This window comes from Actinomycetospora succinea, from assembly GCF_004363095.1.
In the GTDB taxonomy this organism is placed as follows: domain Bacteria; phylum Actinomycetota; class Actinomycetes; order Mycobacteriales; family Pseudonocardiaceae; genus Actinomycetospora; species Actinomycetospora succinea.
On the sequence record NZ_SNYO01000002.1, the window covers coordinates 365654 to 384254 of the forward strand.

Here is an 18601-nt window from a genome sequence, read left to right on the forward strand (position 1 = left end):
CTGACCGGTCCAGTGGGCGACGTCAGTCTCTTGACACCAGCCGCTTGCGGGCCCAGTCGTGGTACCAGGACGGCAGGCCGGGGGCGTCGAGGAGACGCGCCGCGCGGTGTCTCTCGTGGTGGTAGATGGTGAAGACGTCGGTGACGGTGGGGGCGTCGTCCTGTCTTTGCGTGACGCTGAGCGCGTCCCCGGCCGTGATCGTGCCGGTGGTGACGACGCGCAGGTAGACGCCGGGGCGGTCGGCGGCGACGAAGCGTCGCGGCATCGTGGGGTCGCCGGCGCGCAGGCCGAGCTTGAAGCAGGGGATGCGCGGCTGGACGACCTCGAGCTCGGCGGTGCCGATCCGCCAGCGCTCGCCGATCCGCGCGTCGCGCAGGTCGTAACCGACGGTGGTCAGGTTCTGGCCGAAGACCAGGTCGTCGACGTCGCCGAGCTCGGCGCGCCACCAGGCGAGGTCCTCCTCGCCGTACGCGTAGACCGCCTTCTCCGGGCCGCCGTGGTTCTTCCGGTCGGCCTGCTCGTCGCCGACGAGGTTCTCCGGGCCCACCTCGACCGGTCCGTCGACCGGTTCCTTCCAGATCGCGGTGCTGGTGGTCTCGCCCGGCCGGGGTCCCGGGACCTCGCGGGGGCGGCCGAGGGCGATCGTCCGGACCTTCACTGGGGTGCCTTCCCGGTGAGGTCGGGGCGCAGCGGGGCGAGCGTGCGGTGGCGCCAGGCGCCCCACCAGAGCCCGGCGCCGTAGGCGAGGTCGTCGAGGCGGTGGGCGAGGAGGTGGCCGAGGGCGTCTCCCGGCCCCGTGCCGGGCTCGCGGTAGCGCCACCAGTCGGCGAGGCCCTCGGCCGTCGCCGCGAGGAGCAGAGCCCGGCGGACACGCTGCGAGACGAGCGCGCCGACGACGGCCGCGGGCCACCAGTGCCGCGTCAGCGCCCCGGCTGCCTGCCACAACGCGCCCCCGAGCCCCCACGGCGCGAGCACCGCGGCGAGCCGCGCGGCGCGGAGAAGCTCGCGAGGTGTGTCAGCGTGGCGGCCACGCTGACGTTGAACGTCAGTTTTTCCGCCCGCTCGATTCTTGGGGCGCCGGGCCTCGTGCAGGCCCTTGGCGAGGCGGACGGTGGCGATGGCCGTCACCCCGCCCGCCGCGACGGTGCTCCACCGCCGCTGGACGCCCAGGAGCGTCACGGCCGCCGCCGTCCACGGGGCGAGCGCGACCGGCGGCACGCGGCGCGGGTGGCGCAGGGCGAGCGGGGCGGCGCCGGTCCCGTAGAACGCCTTGCGCGTGAGCCACGGGCCGACGGTGTCGCGGTGCTCGTGGGCGACACGCGAGGCGGGCTCGTAGCGCAACCGCCAGCCGTCGCCGGCGATGCGCCAGACGAGGTCGACGTCCTCGGCGACGGGCATGTCCTCGGCGAACCCGTCACCGAGGGCCTCGCGCCGCACGACCAGCGCGGCGCTGGGCACGTAGGCGACCCGCGAGCGCGCGGTCACCGGGGCCGGGCGCGCGCCGAGGTCGAGGCTGGACCGTCGCTCCTCGTAGCGAGCGACCACCCCGCGCGCAATCGAGCGGGCGGCTTTCCTGACGTTGAGTGTCAGCGTGGCCGCCACGCTGACAACCCCGGGCCTCGCACCGCTACTCGGCGTGTCGCGGATCGAGGATGTGGCGAGCCTGGTGTCAGACGCCAGCGATGCCGCATCGCTCGCAACACCGGACCACGCCACGATCCGGGGAGCCGCGAGGCCGACGGCGGGGTCGGCGAGGTGACCCAGGAGCGGGGCGAGCCAGCCGGGTTCGGGGACGACATCGGAGTCGAGGAACGCCACGAGGTCGCCCGACGACGCCGCGGCCCCCGTGTTCCGCGCAGCCGCGGGGCCCCGGGACACGTCGTGGCGGACGACGCGCGCCCTGCGAGCCCCGGCGACGCGCTCGGTCCGGTCGGGGTCCGCGGAGCCGTCGTCGACGACCACCACCTCGCCCACGCCGGTCCCGACCAGCGCGTCGAGCAGGCGCGCGAGCTCGTCCGGGCGGTCGCGCACCGGCACCACGACCGACACGGTCGCGGCGTCCGGCGCGTCGGGATGCGTGGGCGACGGGTGCGCGACGCCGGCGTCGGTGAGCAGCCGGGCGAGCGCCGCGGACGTCGCGTCGGTGACGGTCAGCCGAGCCTCGGCGGGGACCCCGGAGGAGTCGGCGAGCCGGTCGTACGCCGCAGCGGACAGGTGCAGCACCCGCGGCGGCGACCCGCCGACCAGCGTGCGCCCGCCGTCGACGCGCAGCACGCGGCGGTCGAGGACGACCGACCAGCCCGTGGGCAGTCGCGAGGGCCGCGCGGGGGCGGCGGTGTCGGTGGAGGGGGAGGTGGCGATGGCGGGCGAGTCTAGGCAGCGCGGGCGCCCCGGTCAGCGACCGAGGACACGTCGCACGTCGTCGTCGGTGAGCTGGCCGAAGTCGTCGTAGAGGTCGCCCACGGCGCGGAACTCGTCGGGCACGAGCACCGCGACGAGCGCGTCGCGCCACGCACCCAGGCGCCCCAGCGACGGCGGCGATGCCACGGGCACCCCGAGCAGCAGGCGCGCGGGGCCGGCCGCCGCGATCGCCTCGAGGGCGGCGAGCACCGTCATCCCGGTCGCGATCCCGTCGTCGACGAGCACGACGTCGCGGCTCGGCACCCGGTCGCGCCAGCCCGCGCCGTAGACCGCCTCCCGCCGGGCGGCCTCGGCGCGCTGGGCGGCGACGACGTCGGCGAGCGCGTCCGGTGTGAGGCCGGCGGTGTCCAGCGCCCGGTCGAACCACACCGGCTCGCCGTCGACCGCGACGGCGCCGAGCCCCGCCTCGGGCCGTCCCGGCGCGGTGATCTTGCGGGCGACGCCCACGTCGACCTCGGCCCCGGGCAGGAGCGCCGCGGCGGCGACGGCGACCGGCACCCCGCCGCGGGCCAGACCGATCACCAGCGGGCGGTCGAGGCCCGCGCCCGCCAACCGCTCGCCCAGGGCGCGTCCGGCGGCGGCGCGATCTGCGAACGGGCGTGCCATCGGCGACAGCCTAGGTCGCCCCGACGATCGACTTGGTGATCTGGCTCAGCGCGACGGGCCGGTCGGGGCCGTCCTCGAGGCTCGCGGTGACGCTGACGAACGCGAGCTCGCGGGCCCGCTTGGCGAGCGTGCCGACCACGCGGACGCGCGTGCCGGACGCCGCCGGGCGCAGGTACTGCGTCGAGATCTGGTGGGTGACCGCGTGCTGCGCCGGCGTCAGCGTCGGGAGCACCGCGAGGTACCCGGCGAGCTCGATGGCGGCGCCGAGCGCGGAGGCGTGCGCGGTCGCGGCGGGCGTGACGGCGATCCCGGTGACGGGGAGGACGACGCCGTCGAGGGGGGCGTACGGGTCGACGAACTCGACGCCCAGCGCGTCGGGGAGCGCCACCGCGAGCGCGGCCTCGGCGCGGGCCAGGAGATCGTCGCCGGTGAGCAGTCCGGTCATGCTGCCCGAGTGTCCGCCGGGCCCGTGAACGGCGCGAGGACACGCGCTGTCCGGAGCCCGATCCGCGGGATGATCGGGTGGTGTCCGCGCGCATCGCCCTCGCCACCAGCCGCGAGGTCCCCGGGCTCCTCGACGACGAGGGGCGCCTGCTGCAGGACCGTCTGCGCGCGCTCGGCGCCGACGCCGAGCCGGCCGTGTGGGACGACCCGGACGTCGCGTGGTCGGCGTACGACCTCGTCCTCGTCCGCTCGACCTGGGACTACGCGCTGCGCCGCGACGCCTACCTCGCCTGGGCGGACGCCGTCGCGCGGGTGACGGCGCTCCACAACCCGGCCCCGGTGCTCGCGTGGAGCACCGACAAGCACTACCTGCTCGAGCTCGCCGACGCCGGGCTGCCCGTCGTGCCGTCGGCGGTGCTGGAGCACGGCTCCGACGACACCGACCCCGCCGCGCACCCGTTCCGCGACGTCGAGCACGTCGTGAAGCCGTGCGTGTCGGCCGGCTCGAGGGACACCCTGCGCTGCGGCGCCGACGAGGGGGCGCGCTCGGCCGCGCACGTCCGCGCGCTGCTCGAGGCCGGGCGCCCGGTGCTGGTGCAGCCGTACCTGGCGGCGGTCGACGAGGTGGGCGAGACCGCGGTCGTCGCGATCGACGGGGTGCCGTCGCACGCGGTGCGCAAGGCCGCGCTGCTGACGCGCGGCGGCGGGCTGGTCGAGGGCCTGTTCGCGCCGGAGGAGATCGAGGCCCGGGAGCCGTCGGCGGTCGAGTCGGCGGTGGCCGCGCGGGTCCTCGAGCACGTGGGCCCGCAGCTCTACGCGCGCGTCGACCTGCTGCCCGGACCGGACGGCCCGCAGGTGCTCGAGGTGGAGCTCGCCGAGCCGTCGCTCTTCCTGCAGCACGCGCCGGGCGCCGCCGACCGGCTCGCGGCCGCGGTGGTGCGCAGGCTCAGGTGAGGCGGCCGGTCGGCTCGTCGACGACCCAGCGCTCGACGGCCGTGACGAGCCCGGCGACCATCACCGACACCGTCTCGGCGCCCTCGGCCCCGCTCGCGCCGGCGGGGTCGCCGAGGACCCCGGACGGGCTGACGTCGCGCACCGAGCCGGCGGCGATCGCGGGCATGAGCTCGCGCAGCGGGGCGGTGTTGCCGGGCGCGGCGAGGTCCACGCGGACGGCGTCCGGGGCGAGCGCGAGCATCACCGACGTCTCGTGACGCCCGGCGTGCGCGTCGGCGCCGGGGACGCCGCAGGGAAACCAGGCGACGTCGCGGCCCTCGGCGCGCAGCATCGGCACGGCGACGCGCAGGGCGCCGACGTTGCCGCCGTGCCCGTTGACCAGCACGAGCCGGCGGGCGAAGCGGCACGCCGAGCGGCCGAGCTCGACGATCACGGCGGCGAGGGTCTCGGTGCCGATGGAGACCGTGCCGGGGAAGCCCTCGTGCTCCCCGGAGGCGCCGTAGGGCAGGGCCGGCGCGGTCGTCAGGCCGCTGCGCGCGGCGACCGTCGCGGCGACGGTGGTGTCGGTGCGCAGGGGCAGGTGGGGGCCGTGCTGCTCGGTGGCACCGACCGGTACGAGCAGCACCGGCACGTCCTCGCACTCCGCCCACCGCGCGTCCCCGAGCTCCACGCGCCCGACCCTATGTGAGCACTTTCGGGCCCTATGGCGCGGGAAAGTGCGCACGGAGGCCGAACGGAGTACGTGAGCGATGTTCACGGCTATAGCCGGGAATTTCGCGCACGTAGGCCGAACGGCGTATGTGAGCGGACTTCGGTGCTATAGCCCGGACGTTCGCTCACATACTCCGACCGGCGGCCGTGCCCTCGCGGACGGCGGCGTCGATGCCGCGCGGGGCGAGGCAGTCGCCGACGCGGACCGCCGGCACCCCGAGATCGGGCACCTCCGGTGTCGGCGGGCCCGCGTGCACGACCCAGTCGGCGGGCCACGGCGTCACCGTGCCCGTGAGGTGCTCGAGCACGTCGACCACCAGGCCCTCGCGCGCCGCCAGCACCACGCGGTCCGTGTACTCCGCGACCCCCACCTCGGCGGCCCGGCGGCGCCAGCGCTCGCGGTCCAGGGTGGGCGCGAGCGCGTCGGCGGCCACGAGCGCCGGGGTCAGCATCGCCACGTCGGCACCCCGGCGCGCCAGCAGCTCCGCGGTCGACGTCGCCGGGTGCCCGCGCCCCGCGTCGACGACCAGCACGCGCCCGCTCGGCGCCACCCGGCCGGCGAGGACGTCGGTGACGTCGACGACCCGCTCGAGCCCGCCCGCCCAGGGCGGGAGCGCCGGGCGGGCGCCGGTGGCGAGGACGACGGCGTCGACCCCGTCGACGGAACCGACCGGGGTCCGCAGCCGCACGACCACCCCCAGGTCGCGCGCCTCGTGCGCCAGGTCGGCGACGAGGTTCGCCAGCTCCCGGCGCTCGGGCGCGCGGGACGCGAGCGCCAGCTGCCCGCCGAGGACGTCGGAGCGCTCCGCCAGCGTCACCGCGTGCCCGGCCCGCGCCGCCGCGACCGCCGCCGCCAGCCCCGCGGGCCCGCCGCCGACCACGAGGACACGCGCGCCGCCGGAGGCCACCGGAGGCGATGACACCGACTCCCGACCCGCCGCCGGGTTCACCGCGCACCCCAGCCGCTGGTTGAGCCCCACGCGCGCGATGCACTCCTGGTTGCACCCGATGCACCGGCGCACGCGCTCCCCGCGCAGCGCCTTCGCTGCGAAGGACGGGTCGGCGATCTGGCCCCGGACGACGCCGACGAGGTCGCACGACCCCGACGCCACGGCCTCGGTCGCCTGCTCCGGGGTCGTGAAGCGCCCGACCCCGATCACCGGCACCGACACCGCCGCCCGCACCGCCGACGGCACGTGCGCGGCGTAGCCCGCGGGGACGCCCATCGGCGGCTCGATCAGCGGCAGGGTCCGGGTGGCGACGCCGACGGCGGTGTTGACGTAGTCCACGAGCGGCTCCACGGCGACGGCCACCCGCACGGCGTCCTCGGTGACCAGCCCGCCCGCCAGACCCTCGTCGCCCTGCACCCGCACGCCGAGCACGCGGTCCGGCCCGATCGCCGCGCGCACCGCCCGCAGCACCGCGAGCAGGAACGGCTCCGCCCGCGGCGACCGCGCCGAGAACAGCTGCCGGATCAGCGACGCCTGCGAGCACTGCACCTCGACGCCGTCGAGCCCGCCCGCCGCCACGTGCGAGGCGACCAGCCCGAACCCGTCGACCAGCCGCGCCAGCGCCGCGTCGGAGAGGACCCGCGGCACCTCCCGGAACATCGGGTCCGGCTCGTCGTCGGCGCCGTCGACCGGCGCGCGGGAGTAGATCGACGACGACTGCCCGCCGTTGTGCCCGAGCTGCGCGAGCACCAGCGCCCCGTGCCCGTGCACCGCATCGGCGATCGCCCGGTACCCAGCCACGACGGCGGGGTCGGTGCCGTCGACGAGCTTCTCGTAGGGCCGATCGGCGGGGTCGACCGACTGCTCCTCGGTGATCACCAGCCCGGCGCCGCCCGCCGCCCGCGCCCCGTAGTAGGCGGCGTGCTGGGCGGTCGGGAGCCGCGCCACGGCCGCGTTGGTCAGGTGGGCCGGGAAGACGATCCGGTTCCGAGCGACAAGAGGTCCGAGCCGGACGGGCTCGCCGAGGACACTCACGCCAGCAGCTCCCGCGCCGCCGCCCGACCCTCGCGGATCGCCTCCGCCACGGTCCGCGGCGCGACGGCGTCGCCGACCGCGATCAGACCCGGCCCGGCCGCGAACGACGGCGCCCGCCGCGGCCCCGCGTCGACGAGCACCGCCGCCGGCAGCGACGACACGGCCCCCGTCACCACGTCCGCGACGGACACGACGCCGTCGGACCACCCCGTCACCGACGACTCCGTCACCCGCCGCACCCCCGCCCGCGCGAGCCGCGCCTGGGCGTCGACGAGGTCGCCGGTGCGCGCGAGCCCCGGTCCGATGAGCAGCCCCGGTGCCACGATCGAGACCTCACGCCCCTCGGCGGCGAGGAGCTCCGCCAGCGCCACCGCCGCCCCGTCGCCGACGGGGTCCTCGATCACCACCGGCCCCGGCGGCACGCCGTCCCGCAGCGCCGCCGCGATCGGCGTCCCGCGCCCCGGGCGGTCGACGCCCCCGCACGCGAGCACGGCCCGGCCCGACTCAAGATCGTGGGTGATTTCCTGACGTTCAACGCGAGTGTTCGGCCTCCGGCGCGGCAGCTCTCGCTCCGCTTCGTGCCGCGGGTGGCCGCCACGCTGGAGCACCCCGGACCCCGCAGCGACCCCGAGGGAGATCGGGACCCCGAGTGCGGCGAGCTCGTCGACGTACCAGTCGACGAGGCGCGCGAAGCGCTCGCGCCCGGGCAGTCCGGCTACCAGGGGCAGGAGGCCGCCGACGGTCGACGCCCGCTCGACGAGATGCACCGGGCACCCCGCCCGCGCTAGCGTCCGCGCCGCTTCCAGGCCCGCCGGACCGGCGCCGATCACGACCACCGGGGAGACGGAACGCCCCACCACCCGCTCCGGCACCTCCGGCGCCGCGACCGTGCACGAGATCCGCGGGTTGCGGACGTCGCGCACGCGGCACTGCTGGTTGGTCAGCACGCACGGGCGCGGCGCGGACCCGGCGCGGACCGCGGCGACGAGGTCGGCGTCGGCGAGCTGGGCGCGGGTCATCTCGACGAGGTCGGCGTCCCCGGACGCCAGCACATCGGCAGCGAACGGAACGTCCACCACGCTCCCCGCCAGCACCGTCGCCACGCCCGGCACGCGGACCGACGAGCAGACGTCCCGCAGGAAGCCCGGCTCCGTGTGTGCGTCCGGCCGCGTCGCGCCGACCGTCAGCGCGGAGCCCCGCACCGGCACGACGAGGTCGACCAGATCCGCGACGCGCTCCACGACAGCCCGGGCGGACGACGGCGTGATCCCCGCCCACGGCGCCAGCTCGTCGACGGTCAGGCGCAGGCCGAGGACACGGGAGCCGATCGCGGAGCGCACGGCGCGGACCACCTCCACCAGCAGCAACGCCCGGTCGTCGCCGTACACGTCGTCGCGCTGGTTGGTCAGCCCGGACAGGAACTGGCGCAGCAGCGCGTGCTGGCCCGCCTGGATCTCGACGCCGTCGCACCCCGCCTCGACGGCCAGCGCCGCGGCGGAGGCGAACTCCGCCACGATCTCGGAGATCCCCCACGGAGACAGAGAAGCCGGCACCTCCCCGCTCGCCGGGTCCGGCACCGCCGACGGCGCCCACAGCGGCCCCCGGGTGTACGCCGACGAGCCCTGCCCGCCCGCGTGCCCGAGCCCGGCGAGCACGACCGTCCCGTACGGCCGGCAGGCGTCGGCGATCGCCGCCCAGCCGTCGCCACCGAGGGGAGCCAGCGGCGCGTCCTCGTACGGATGGTCCTCGGGCACGACCGACGCGACCTCGGTGACCACGACGCCCGTGCCCCCGGCCGCGCGGGCCCGGTAGTGCGCGACGTGGTCGGGCCCGAGTGCGCGGGGGCGGTGCGGGTCGGCGAGGTGGGTGACGTGGGGACCGAACAGCACCCGGCTCGGCGCCGTGCGCCGGCCGAGCACGATCTCCTCGCCCAGCACCCGCGGCACGGTAGTCGCGCTCCGGACGACGCGAGGGAAGACGTCTAGATTGTCCGGTATGTCGGGCGACATCAAAGCAGGCGACGCCGACCGCGAGGCCGTGGCCGAGGTCCTCCGGACCGCGCTCGGCGAGGGCCGTCTCGAGCTCACCGAGGTCGACGAGCGCCTCGCCCGGGTCTACGCCGCGCGGACCTACGCCGAGCTCGAGCCCCTCGTCGCCGACCTGCCCGCGACGCTGCCCTGGCAGCAGCCGGCCACGAGGAGCGACGACAAGCCCCTCGTCATCACCGCCGGCTGGTCGAGCGAGAAGCGCACCGGGGCCTGGCGCGTGCCCTCGCGCATCGTCGCCGAGGCGGCGATGTCGGACGTGAAGCTCGACTTCCGCGAGGTCACCACGTCGCTGCCGCGCGTCGACCTCGAGATCAAGGGCGGCATGGGCAGCGTCGTGCTGGTCCTGCCCGAGGGCTGGGCGGTGGACGCCGACGAGCTGCGCTCGGCGTGGGGCACGGTGAAGAACCGCCACCACGCGCAGGCGGCGCCGGGCCGTCCGACCATCGTCGTCACGGGCTCGATCGGGATGGGCACGTTCAAGACCCGCGGGCCGTACTTCTACGAGTAGATCCCCCTCCCGGGCAGGAAACGGTCACGCACCGCCCACGACGGTCACGGTGCGTGGCGTCGTTACCCGTCTGTGACATGGTCGACGGTCCTCCCCGGTCGCGTTTCGCAGTCGGCGGCGCCGAGGTACTGCCCCTGGCGGCCCACGGCGACCGACCGCTCATGGGCACGACACCAGGGGAGGCAGCGCGAGAGTGACGGCACCGGCGACCGAGGCCACGCAGGAGCTCCCGACCGGCATCGCGCCACGTGTCCCCGAGGCCCGGCTCGAGCACGTCTTCGAGCGCACCGCCGACGTCACTCCCGAGGCGACGGCGATCGAGCACGAGGGGCGGCCGACGAGCTACGGCGACCTCGACGCCCGCGCCAACCAGCTCGCGCACGTCCTGCACGACCGCGGCGTGCGCCCCGGCGCCCGGGTCGCCCTGTTCCTCGAGCGCTCGCCGGAGACCTACGTCGCGCTGCTCGGCGCGCTCAAGGCCGGCGCGGTCTTCGTCCCGATCGACCCCGAGTCGCCCGCCGACCGCGTCGCCTACGTGCTCGAGGACGCCGACGTCGACCTCGTCCTCACCTCCGACGCGCTGAGCCGGACGCCCCTCGAGCGCCCCTGGCTCGCCGTCGACGCCGAGGCCGCCACGATCGACCGCGCCTCGACCCGCCGCCCCGACGGCCGCGGCCCGCCGGGGCAGGACGACCCCGCCGCGTACGTCATCTACACCTCCGGCTCGAGCGGGCGCCCGAAGGGCGTCGAGGTCGCGCAGTCGAGCATCACGAACTTCGTCGCCGTCGTGCCCACCGTCTACGACGTCCGCCCCGACGACCGGGTGCACCAGGGCATGACCATCTCCTTCGACTTCTCGATCGAGGAGATCTGGCCGACGTGGGCGGTCGGCGCCACGCTGGTGATCGGCCCGAACGACGAGCGCCGCCTCGGCGCGGACCTCGCCGACCACCTCGACCAGGCCCGCGTCAGCGTCCTGTACGCCGTGCCGACGCTGCTCGCGACGATCCCCCGCGAGCTCCCCGGCCTGCGCACCGTCCTCGTCGGCGGCGAGGCGTGCCCCGCCGAGATCGTCGAGCGCTGGGCGCGCCCCGGCCGCCGGATGCTCAACACGTACGGCCCCACCGAGGCCACGGTCACCGCCACCTGGTGCGAGCTGGTGCCGGGCCGGCCGGTGACGATCGGGCGCCCGCTGCCGACCTACGGCGTCGAGCTGCTCGACCCCGACGACGCGGGGCACCGCCCGGTCCCCGCCGGCGAGGTCGGCGAGATCGCGCTCGCCGGGCCGGGCGTCGCGCGTGGCTACGTCGGGATGCCCGAGAAGACCGCCGAGAAGTTCGTCGCGCACCCCGACGGCGGCGCGACGGTCTACCGCACCGGCGACCTGGGCCGCTGGACCGCCGACGGCATGGTCGAGTACCTGGGCCGCGCCGACGCCGAGGTGAAGGTCCGCGGGCACCGCGTCGACCTCGGGGAGATCGAGAGCGTGCTGCTCGCCGACCCGGGCGTCGGCAGCGCCGTGGTGGCCCTCCAGGAGGGCGACCTCGCGGCCTACGTCGTCAGCGACGACGAGGAGCAGGCCCTCGCCACGAGACTCACCGACCTCACCCGCGACCGCCTCCCCGCCTACATGATCCCGGCGACGCTCGACGTCCTCGACGTCCTGCCGACGCAGGCCAGCGGCAAGGTCGACCGCTCCGCGCTCCCCCCGCCCGCCGGCCGGCGCCTCGTCGCCGCCACCGGTCCCGTCGTCGCGCCCGAGGGCGAGCTCGAGGAACGGATCGCCGCGGTGTGGGCCGAGGCCACCGGCGTCCCCGCCGCCGAGCTCTCGGTCGAGGCCGACTTCTTCGACGCGCTCGGCGGGCACTCCCTGCTCGCCGCCACGACCGTCACGCTGATGCGCGAGCGCGGCGTCGGCGGGAGCCCCGCCGTCCGGGATCTCTACGCGCACCCGACCGTCCGCGCGCTCGCCGCCCACCTCGCGACCGCGGGCTCCGGCGAGACGACCGCGGCGGCCGCCCGCCCCGGGCCGATCCGGCACTCCGGGCGCCGCGTCGCCACGGCGGGCGCCGCGCAGGCCGTCCTGGTCTACCTGCTGCTGCTCGCCGTCACCCTGCCCCTGAGCTGGGTATACACCACCAACGACGGCACGGTCTCGACGGCCGTGCTCGCCCAGGTCCTGGCGGCCGGCGCCGCCGCCTGGCTCGGCGTGCGCTGGGTGCTGCCGGTGCTGCTCGCCCGCCCGCTGGCCGCCGGCGTGCGACCCGGCCGCTACCGGCTCTGGGGCCCCACCTACCTGCGGCTGTGGACCCTCGACCTGGTGCTGCGCCAGGCGCCGCTGCCGGTGCTCGCCGGGTCGCCGTTCCTCGCGCCGTACCTGCGCCTGCTCGGGGCGCGCGTCGGGCGCCGCGTCCACGTCGCGGCCACCGAGATGAACCTGCCGCGGCTGCTGCACCTCGACGACGACGTCGCGGTCGGCTACGGCGCGGTGCTGCACGGGTGGGCGGTCGAGGACGGCTGGGTCGTCGTCGGCCCGGTCCACCTGGAGCGCCGCGCGGTCGCGGGCGCGAACAGCGTGCTCTCCCCCGGCAGCCGCGTCGCCGAGCGCGGCATGCTCGCCGAGCAGTCGGCGCTCGGCCGCGACGAGGTCGTCCCCGCCGACACGACGTGGGCCGGCTCGCCGCCGCAGGAGGTCGCCACCGAGGACGCGGCGCTCGCGTCGATGCGCGCGGCCGGCCCGCTGCCGGGCTGGCGGACGCGCCACCTGCCGGGCGCGCTCGCCGGGCTCGTCGGCCTCGAGCTCGCGGCGGTGCTCATGGTCGTGCCGTCGGTGCTGGTCGTGTGGGGGGCGCTGCTCGCCGCGGGCGTGCTGGCCGGGCTCGCCGCGACGCTGGTCGCCGGGCCGGTGTTCGTGCTGACGGTCTGCGCCGTCGTCGCCCTCGGCCGGCGCCTCGTCCTGCCGCGCACGCCCGTCGGGATCCACCCGGTGCGCTCGGCGCTGGGCCTGCGCAAGTGGGTCGCCGACGCGCTGCTCGCCTACAGCCTGGCGTTCACCAACACGCTCTACGCGACGCTCTACACGGTCCCGTGGCTGCGGCTGCTCGGCGCGCGCGTCGGGCGCGGCGCGGAGGTCTCGACGGCCGCCCACCTCGACCCCGACCTGCTCACCCTCGGCGACCAGAGCTTCGTCGCCGACATGGCGAGCGTCGGCGCCGCCACCTACGCCGAAGGCCGCATGCTGCTGCGCCCGACGCGGGTCGGCGACCGCGCGTTCGTCGGCAACGCCGCCCTCGTCCCGTCCGGCGTCGGGACCGGCGACGGGTCGCTGGTCGGCGTGCACACCGTGCCCCCGCCCGACGGCGTCCCCGACGACTCGTCGTGGCTGGGCTCGCCCGCGATGCACCTGCCCCGGCGCCAGGACTCGGGCGACTGGACCGACGAGGACACGGTCGCGCCGGGCCGCCGGCGGGTGCGCCAGCGCCTCGCCGTCGAGTTCGTCCGGGCCACCCTGCCCGCGTCGCTGCTCGGGATCGGGCTCTACCTCTACCTGCTGGCGCTCTCGCTGGTCGCGCGCGGCCGCGACCTGCTGCCGGTCGCCCTCGGCGCGCCGCTGATCGCCCTGGCGGCGAGCATCGTGATCGTCGCCTACGTGGTCGCGGTGAAGCGCCACGTCGCCGGCGTCTACCGCCCGCGGGTCGCGCCGCTGTGGGACCCGTTCGTCCGGCGCACCGAGCTCGTCACCGGCCTCTACGAGGCGGCCGCGGTGCCGACGCTGCTCGGGATGCTCACCGGCACCCCGTTCCTGCCGGTCGCCCTGCGCCGCTTCGGCGCGCGCATCGGGCGGCGCACGTGGATCGCGACGACGTACCTCACCGAGTTCGACCTCGTCGAGATCGGGGACGACGCCGCCGTCGGTCCCGGGGTGTCGCTGCAGACCCACCTCTTCGAGGACCGCGTGATGAAGATGTCGACCGTCCGGGTCGAGCCCGGCGCCACCGTCGGCGCCCGCTCGGTCGTGCTCTACGACGCGACGGTCGGCGCGGACGTCGACCTCGACCGGCTCTCGCTGCTGATGAAGGGCGAGGAGCTCGGCGAGGGCGGGCGCTGGCGCGGCATCCCCGCCCGCGGCGTCGCCGACGAGCAGACCGTCGAGCTGCCCCGCCTCGAGGGCGCGGTCCGGTGAGGGCGCTCGTCTACCGGGGCCCCGCGAGCCTGTCCGGCTGCCCCGAGGCCGTCGCATCCGTGCTGGCCGCGACGGGGTGCGACGTGCGCTACGTGGGTCCCGACGAGGACCTGGCTCTCACCGGGGACGTGCTCGCCGGCGCCGACCTCTACGCCCAGCCCGGCGGCGGCACCCTGCGCCAGGGCTGGCGACGGATGAAGCGCCACCGCAGGGCCGTGCGGCGCTTCGTCGGCGACGGCGGGCACTACATCGGGTTCTGCCTCGGCGCCTACCTCGCCGGCGCGACGCCCGGGTTCGGCCTGCTGCCCGGCGACACCGACCAGGCCCTCGACACCGAGGACGACACCGTCATCGAGGTCGACTGGGGCGGGACGCGGCGCGCCGTGTTCGCGCAGGACCCGGCCGCGCTGCTGGTCGACGGGCGCGCCGAGGTGCTCGCCCGCTACGGCGACGGGCAGGCCGCAGCCGTCGTCGCCCCGTACGGCGCGGGGCGCGTCGGCGTCGTCGGACCGCACCCGGAGGCGACCGCCGACTGGTTCACCGACGCCGGCCTGCCCGTGGCTCCGGACGCCCGGGACCTGGCCCGCGACCTCGTCGTGCGGACGGTGTCGTGAAGGCCCTCCTCCTCGTCCTCGTCGCGGCGCTGGCCCTCGCCGGCTGCAGCACCCCGCCCGCGCAGGCCGCCCCGTGGCCCGAGCGGCCGTCGGTCGACCTGTCCTACGACCTCGCGCCCGACCTGCGCTCCGCCACCGGGCGCGAGTCGGTGACGTTCACGCCCGACCAGCGCGTCTGCGAGCTGGTGTTCCGGAGCTGGCCGAACGCGCCGTCCCCGGCGTCGGAGGGCAACGCGCTGCGCGTCACCGACGCCGCGGTCGACGGACGCCCCACGGCGCCGGTCGTCCGGCCCGCGGGTGCTCCCGCCGGCGACGACGGGACGCTGGTCGAGCTGCCGCTGCCCGCGTGCGTCGACGCGGGCACGACCGTGCGCGCCGACCTCGGCTTCACGCTGCGCCTCGGGGTGGACGCCGACGAGCGTCTCGGCACGTCGGCCGGCACCGCCTGGTTCGGCTCCGCGTTCCCGATGCTCGCCTGGGTCCGCGGGCAGGGCTGGGTCCGTGACGACGCCGTCCGCATCCCCGGCGAGACCGCCGTCAGCGAGGAGTTCCGCCTCGACGCGCTGCGGGTCACCGCGCCCGCGGGTGCCGCGGTCTCCGGCGTCGGACGGCCCGAGGGCACCGCGCCGGGCCCGCGCCCGGACACGACGACCCACACGTTCCGCGCCGACGGCGTGCGGGACGTGGCCGTCGCGGTCGGCGCCTACCGGGTGCTCGAACGCGACGTCGCGGGCACCCGGCTGCACCTGCTCACGCCCGTCACGGGCACCCGCGTCGCCCCGGAGCGCTGGGCCGCGGAGATCGACGGGTCGCTCGGGCGCCTCGAGGACATGCTCGGGCCGATGCCGCAGTCCGACCTGTGGGTGGCGATCGCGCCGTCGCAGTCGTCGGGCATCGAGTTCCCCGGCGCGCTGCAGTTCGGCGACACCGCGCCCGACGAGCTGCCCGAACTGGTCGCCCACGAGCTCGCCCACCAGTGGTTCTACGGCCTCGTCGGCAACGACCAGGGCCGCCACCCGTGGCTCGACGAGGCGTTCACGACGTACGCGCAGGCGCGGGTGACCGGCACCGAGGAGAACTACGCGGGTGTCCCCGTGCGCGGTGACCTCGGCCTGCCGATGGCCGCGTGGGCCGAGCGCGGCTTCGGGCCCTACAACACGGGCGTCTACGTCCAGGGCGCCTCGGTGCTGCTCGCCGCGCGCGAGCAGGCCGGTCACGACCGCTTCGACGAGGCCCTGCGCGCCTACGTCGCCGACACCGCGCACCGCGTCGCGACCCCCGCCGACGTCGCCCGCGCGTTCGCAGGCCTGCCCGCGGTGACCGACGCGCTCACCCGCGCCGGCGCGCTGCCGCCGACCTGAGGAGGACCGATGACCGCCACCGCCGCCCACCGACGGGTCAGCGCTCCGGCCGACACGCCGGGCCGCGTCCTCGGCGTCGACGCCGCCCGCGGCATCGCCCTGCTCGGGATGATGGCCGTGCACGCGCTGTACCTCACCGACGAACGCGGCGAGGAAACCTGGGTCGGGACGATCGCGACCGGCAACGCCGCGGCGCTGTTCGCCGTGCTCGCCGGGGTGGGCATCGCGTTCCTCACCGGGCGGGCGCGGGTCCGGGGCGCCGTGGACGCCCGGCGCGCGGCGGCGTCGCTGACGGCGCGGGCCCTGGTGATCGGCGTGCTCGGGCTGGCCGTCGGCGGCGTCACCGACCCCGAGGTGGCCACGGTGATCCTCGCCTACTACGCCGTGCTGTTCCTGCTCGCGATCCCGTTGGTGCTGCTGCCGACACGGGTGCTCGTCGCCGGCGCGGTGCTGGGGGCGGCGGCGATCCCGGTCGTCTCGCACCTCGTCCGCGGTCACCTGCCACCGCCGGACCTGGACAACCCGTCGCTGTCGTGGCTGGTCACCGACCCCGCCGAGCTGGTGCGCGAACTGTTCCTCACGGGTTCCTACCCCGCCCTGTCGTGGTTGCCGTACCTGGCGGTCGGCCTCGCGGTCGGGCGCGCGCCGCTGCGCTCGCCGCGGCTGGCGGCCGGGCTCACCGGGGGCGGGGTTGCCCTCGCGGCGGCCGCGTCCGGGGTGTCGGCGCTGCTGCTCGGGCCGGGCGGCGGGCTCGCCCGCATCACGGCCGCGTCCTCGGCGCTGGACCCCGCCGACCTGCACGAGATCCTCACCGTCGGTCCCGACGGCACGACGCCCACCACGACGTGGTGGTGGCTCGCGGTCGACACCCCGCACTCGTCGACGCCGCTCGACCTGGCCCGCACGGTCGGCATCGCGCTCGCCGTGCTCGGGGTGATGCTGCTGCTGGACCGGGTGCGCCACCCCGCCCTCACCGCGGTGCGGGCACCCCTGGCCGCGGCCGGGGCGATGACGCTGACCTTCTACACGCTGCACGTGCTGTTCCTGAGCTCGCCGGTCGACGTCTACGACCCGGTGCCCGGCTACGTCGTGCAGGTCGTCGCCGTGCTGCTGCTCGGGCTCGCGTGGCGGGCGAGCGCGGGGCGCGGGCCGCTGGAGACGCTGGCCTCGGCGGCGGGCGCCCGGGCCGCGCGGTGGGCGGCGCCCGGCTGAACCGGCGGGTCCACCCCGACCGGAGTCGGGTCTTCCCTACTCCTCCCCCGTCCCCGGGCCAGCAGGCTGATCTTCGCCAGATCAGGAGCCCGCCGGAGGAGACGACGATGACCTACCACCTCGGTGTCGACCTCGGCGCCACGGTCACCACCGCCGCCGTCCACCGTGCCGGCCGGTCGAGCGTCGTGATGCTGGGCGAGCACAGCGCGGCGATGCCGTCGGTCCTGCTGTGGCCGGCCGAGGGCTCCCCGCTCGTCGGCGACGCCGCGGTGCGCGGGGCGGCCGCCGCACCGGGCCGCGTGGCCCGCGACATCCGCGCCCGCCTCACCGACCCCGCCCCGTTCCTGCTCGACGGCGCCCCCTTCGCCGCGAGCGCCCTGCTCGGCGTGCTGCTGCGCCGCGTCGTCGACCTCACCGCCGGGCGCGAGGGCGGCGCGCCCGACGGGATCGTGCTCACCCACCCCGCGGCCTGGGGTGTCGACGAGCGCATGGCGTTCTCCGGCGTCGCCGCCTCCCTCGGGCTCGGCGCCGTCGAGCTCGTGCCGGCCCCCGTGGCCGTCGCCGCCGAGCACGCCGCGGGGTGCGCGGTCCCCGAGGGCGCGGCCGTCGTCGTCGTCGAGCTCGGCGAGGGGCGCGTCGACGCCACCGTGCTGCGGCACGTCGCGGGCACCTTCTCCGTCGTCGGCCGGCCCGCGATCGTGCCGCACGAGCCCGACGCGGAGCCGGACGACCGGGTGGTCGCCGGCGTCCTGCGCCGCACGCTGGCGAGCGCGTCCGTCGAGCCCGCGGACCTCGACACGGTGCTGCTCGTGGGCCGGTCCACCCGGATGGGGTCGTCGGCCGCCGCGCTCGCCGACGAGGTCGCGCGCCCCGTGGCGACCGGGCCGGAGCCCGAGCACGCCGTCGCCGCCGGTGCCGCGCGCCTCGCGGCCCGGCGCAGCGAGATGATGACCTCCCTCTCGCCGGTCGCGGGGGTCCGGCGTGCGCCTCGTCCGCAGCCGGTGGTCGCCGACGAGCCCGCCACCGGGCCCGTGCGCGTCCCCCTCCCGGTGCCTGCCCCCGCACCGGCGCCGAAGCCCCGCCGCCGGGGTCTCGTGACCGTGCTCGCGGCGGCGGTGATCCTGCTCGGCGGTGCCGGCGGGGGCGCCTACGCCCTGCTCGGGGCCGCGGCACCCGCCGAGGCCGCCCCGACGCCGCTCGTCCCCGCGCCGACCGTGCCGGCGACCACCACGACCACCAGCGCCCCGGCGCCGACCCCCGTGGCCCTCACGGCGCCGCGCCCCGCGTCGTCCGAGCGCGCGACCCCGCGGACGCGGGAGACCACCCGCCGCACGGAGCCCTCGTCGAGCGCGTCGGGCTCCTCCGACCGGAACCCGGACCGCGGCACCGGGACGACCGGCGACACCACCGACACCCACGGCACCGGGAACGGCACGGACACCGGCACGGACACGACGCCCGGCACCGACACGACCCCCGGCACCGACACCACCCCCGCCCAGCTCTGGTGACGTGCTCCCGCGAGGCCCGGGGTGTTGCAGCCCGGCAACCACG

At 77.0% G+C, this 18601-nt stretch carries 14 protein-coding genes; 7 read left to right on the forward strand and 7 right to left on the reverse strand.

From position 1 onward, the window contains the following. Positions 1 to 22: 22 nt before the first annotated feature. The 4 genes from EV188_RS08115 to EV188_RS08130 form a co-directional block, all read right to left on the reverse strand. Positions 23 to 658 (reverse strand): MOSC domain-containing protein, encoded by a 636-nt coding sequence (locus EV188_RS08115; RefSeq protein WP_133825744.1) that lies wholly within the window; start codon positions 656 to 658, stop codon positions 23 to 25. Next, positions 655 to 2274 carry a glycosyltransferase gene (locus tag EV188_RS08120; RefSeq protein ID WP_243741554.1) on the reverse strand — a complete coding sequence of 540 codons (1620 nt, stop codon included), beginning with the start codon at positions 2272 to 2274 and terminating at the stop codon, positions 655 to 657. Before EV188_RS08120 ends, EV188_RS08115 begins: the two co-directional genes overlap by 4 nt. Positions 2275 to 2394: 120 nt before the next feature. Next, the gene (locus EV188_RS08125) at positions 2395 to 3027 is read right to left on the reverse strand and encodes a phosphoribosyltransferase family protein (RefSeq protein WP_133825745.1); all 633 of its coding nucleotides are present in this window, start codon (positions 3025 to 3027) and stop codon (positions 2395 to 2397) included. A 10-nt stretch (positions 3028 to 3037) separates the two neighbouring features. Then, complete coding sequence (locus EV188_RS08130; RefSeq protein ID WP_133825746.1) at positions 3038 to 3472, reverse strand: PaaI family thioesterase; 435 nt, start codon at positions 3470 to 3472, stop codon at positions 3038 to 3040. 80 nt (positions 3473 to 3552) lie between these two features. On the opposite strand from EV188_RS08130, the gene EV188_RS08135 reads away from it, so the two are divergent. After that, positions 3553 to 4425, forward strand: coding sequence for an ATP-grasp domain-containing protein (locus EV188_RS08135; protein ID WP_208114067.1), 873 nt, complete (start codon positions 3553 to 3555; stop codon positions 4423 to 4425). On the opposite strand, the gene mftE is transcribed toward EV188_RS08135, so the two are convergent. From mftE to EV188_RS08150, 3 genes are all read right to left on the reverse strand, one after another. Further along, positions 4418 to 5095: a mycofactocin biosynthesis peptidyl-dipeptidase MftE gene (gene mftE / locus EV188_RS08140; RefSeq protein ID WP_133825748.1), complete on the reverse strand. Its 678-nt coding sequence runs from the start codon at positions 5093 to 5095 to the stop codon at positions 4418 to 4420. The two genes, EV188_RS08135 and mftE, sit on opposite strands and share 8 nt — an antisense overlap. 166 nt (positions 5096 to 5261) lie before the next feature. Then, a complete protein-coding gene (locus EV188_RS32210) occupies positions 5262 to 7121 on the reverse strand; it encodes an oxidoreductase (protein WP_208114068.1) in 1860 nt (619 codons plus the stop codon). Then, entirely contained in the window at positions 7118 to 9058 is a 1941-nt protein-coding gene (locus EV188_RS08150) for an oxidoreductase (protein ID WP_243741555.1), read from the reverse strand. Before EV188_RS08150 ends, EV188_RS32210 begins: the two co-directional genes overlap by 4 nt. Before the next feature lie 58 nt (positions 9059 to 9116). Here EV188_RS08150 and EV188_RS08155 point away from each other — a divergent pair, with 58 nt between their 5' ends. From EV188_RS08155 to EV188_RS08180, 6 genes are all read left to right on the forward strand, one after another. Next, on the forward strand, positions 9117 to 9677 hold the full coding sequence (locus EV188_RS08155; protein ID WP_133825750.1) for a DUF1707 SHOCT-like domain-containing protein: 561 nt from the start codon (positions 9117 to 9119) through the stop codon (positions 9675 to 9677). A 193-nt stretch (positions 9678 to 9870) separates the two neighbouring features. Continuing rightward, positions 9871 to 13860, forward strand: coding sequence for a Pls/PosA family non-ribosomal peptide synthetase (locus tag EV188_RS08160; protein WP_243741556.1), 3990 nt, complete (start codon positions 9871 to 9873; stop codon positions 13858 to 13860). Then, positions 13857 to 14474 (forward strand): BPL-N domain-containing protein, encoded by a 618-nt coding sequence (locus tag EV188_RS08165; RefSeq protein WP_133825751.1) that lies wholly within the window; start codon positions 13857 to 13859, stop codon positions 14472 to 14474. Before EV188_RS08160 ends, EV188_RS08165 begins: the two co-directional genes overlap by 4 nt. Next, a complete protein-coding gene (locus tag EV188_RS08170) occupies positions 14471 to 15835 on the forward strand; it encodes a M1 family aminopeptidase (protein WP_133825752.1) in 1365 nt (454 codons plus the stop codon). The genes EV188_RS08165 and EV188_RS08170 overlap by 4 nt, the downstream gene beginning before the upstream one ends. Positions 15836 to 15844: 9 nt before the next feature. After that, complete coding sequence (locus EV188_RS08175) at positions 15845 to 17047, forward strand: heparan-alpha-glucosaminide N-acetyltransferase domain-containing protein (protein ID WP_133825753.1); 1203 nt, start codon at positions 15845 to 15847, stop codon at positions 17045 to 17047. 107 nt (positions 17048 to 17154) lie between these two features. After that, entirely contained in the window at positions 17155 to 18558 is a 1404-nt protein-coding gene (locus EV188_RS08180; RefSeq protein ID WP_133825754.1) for an Hsp70 family protein, read from the forward strand. Positions 18559 to 18601: the final 43 nt, after the last annotated feature.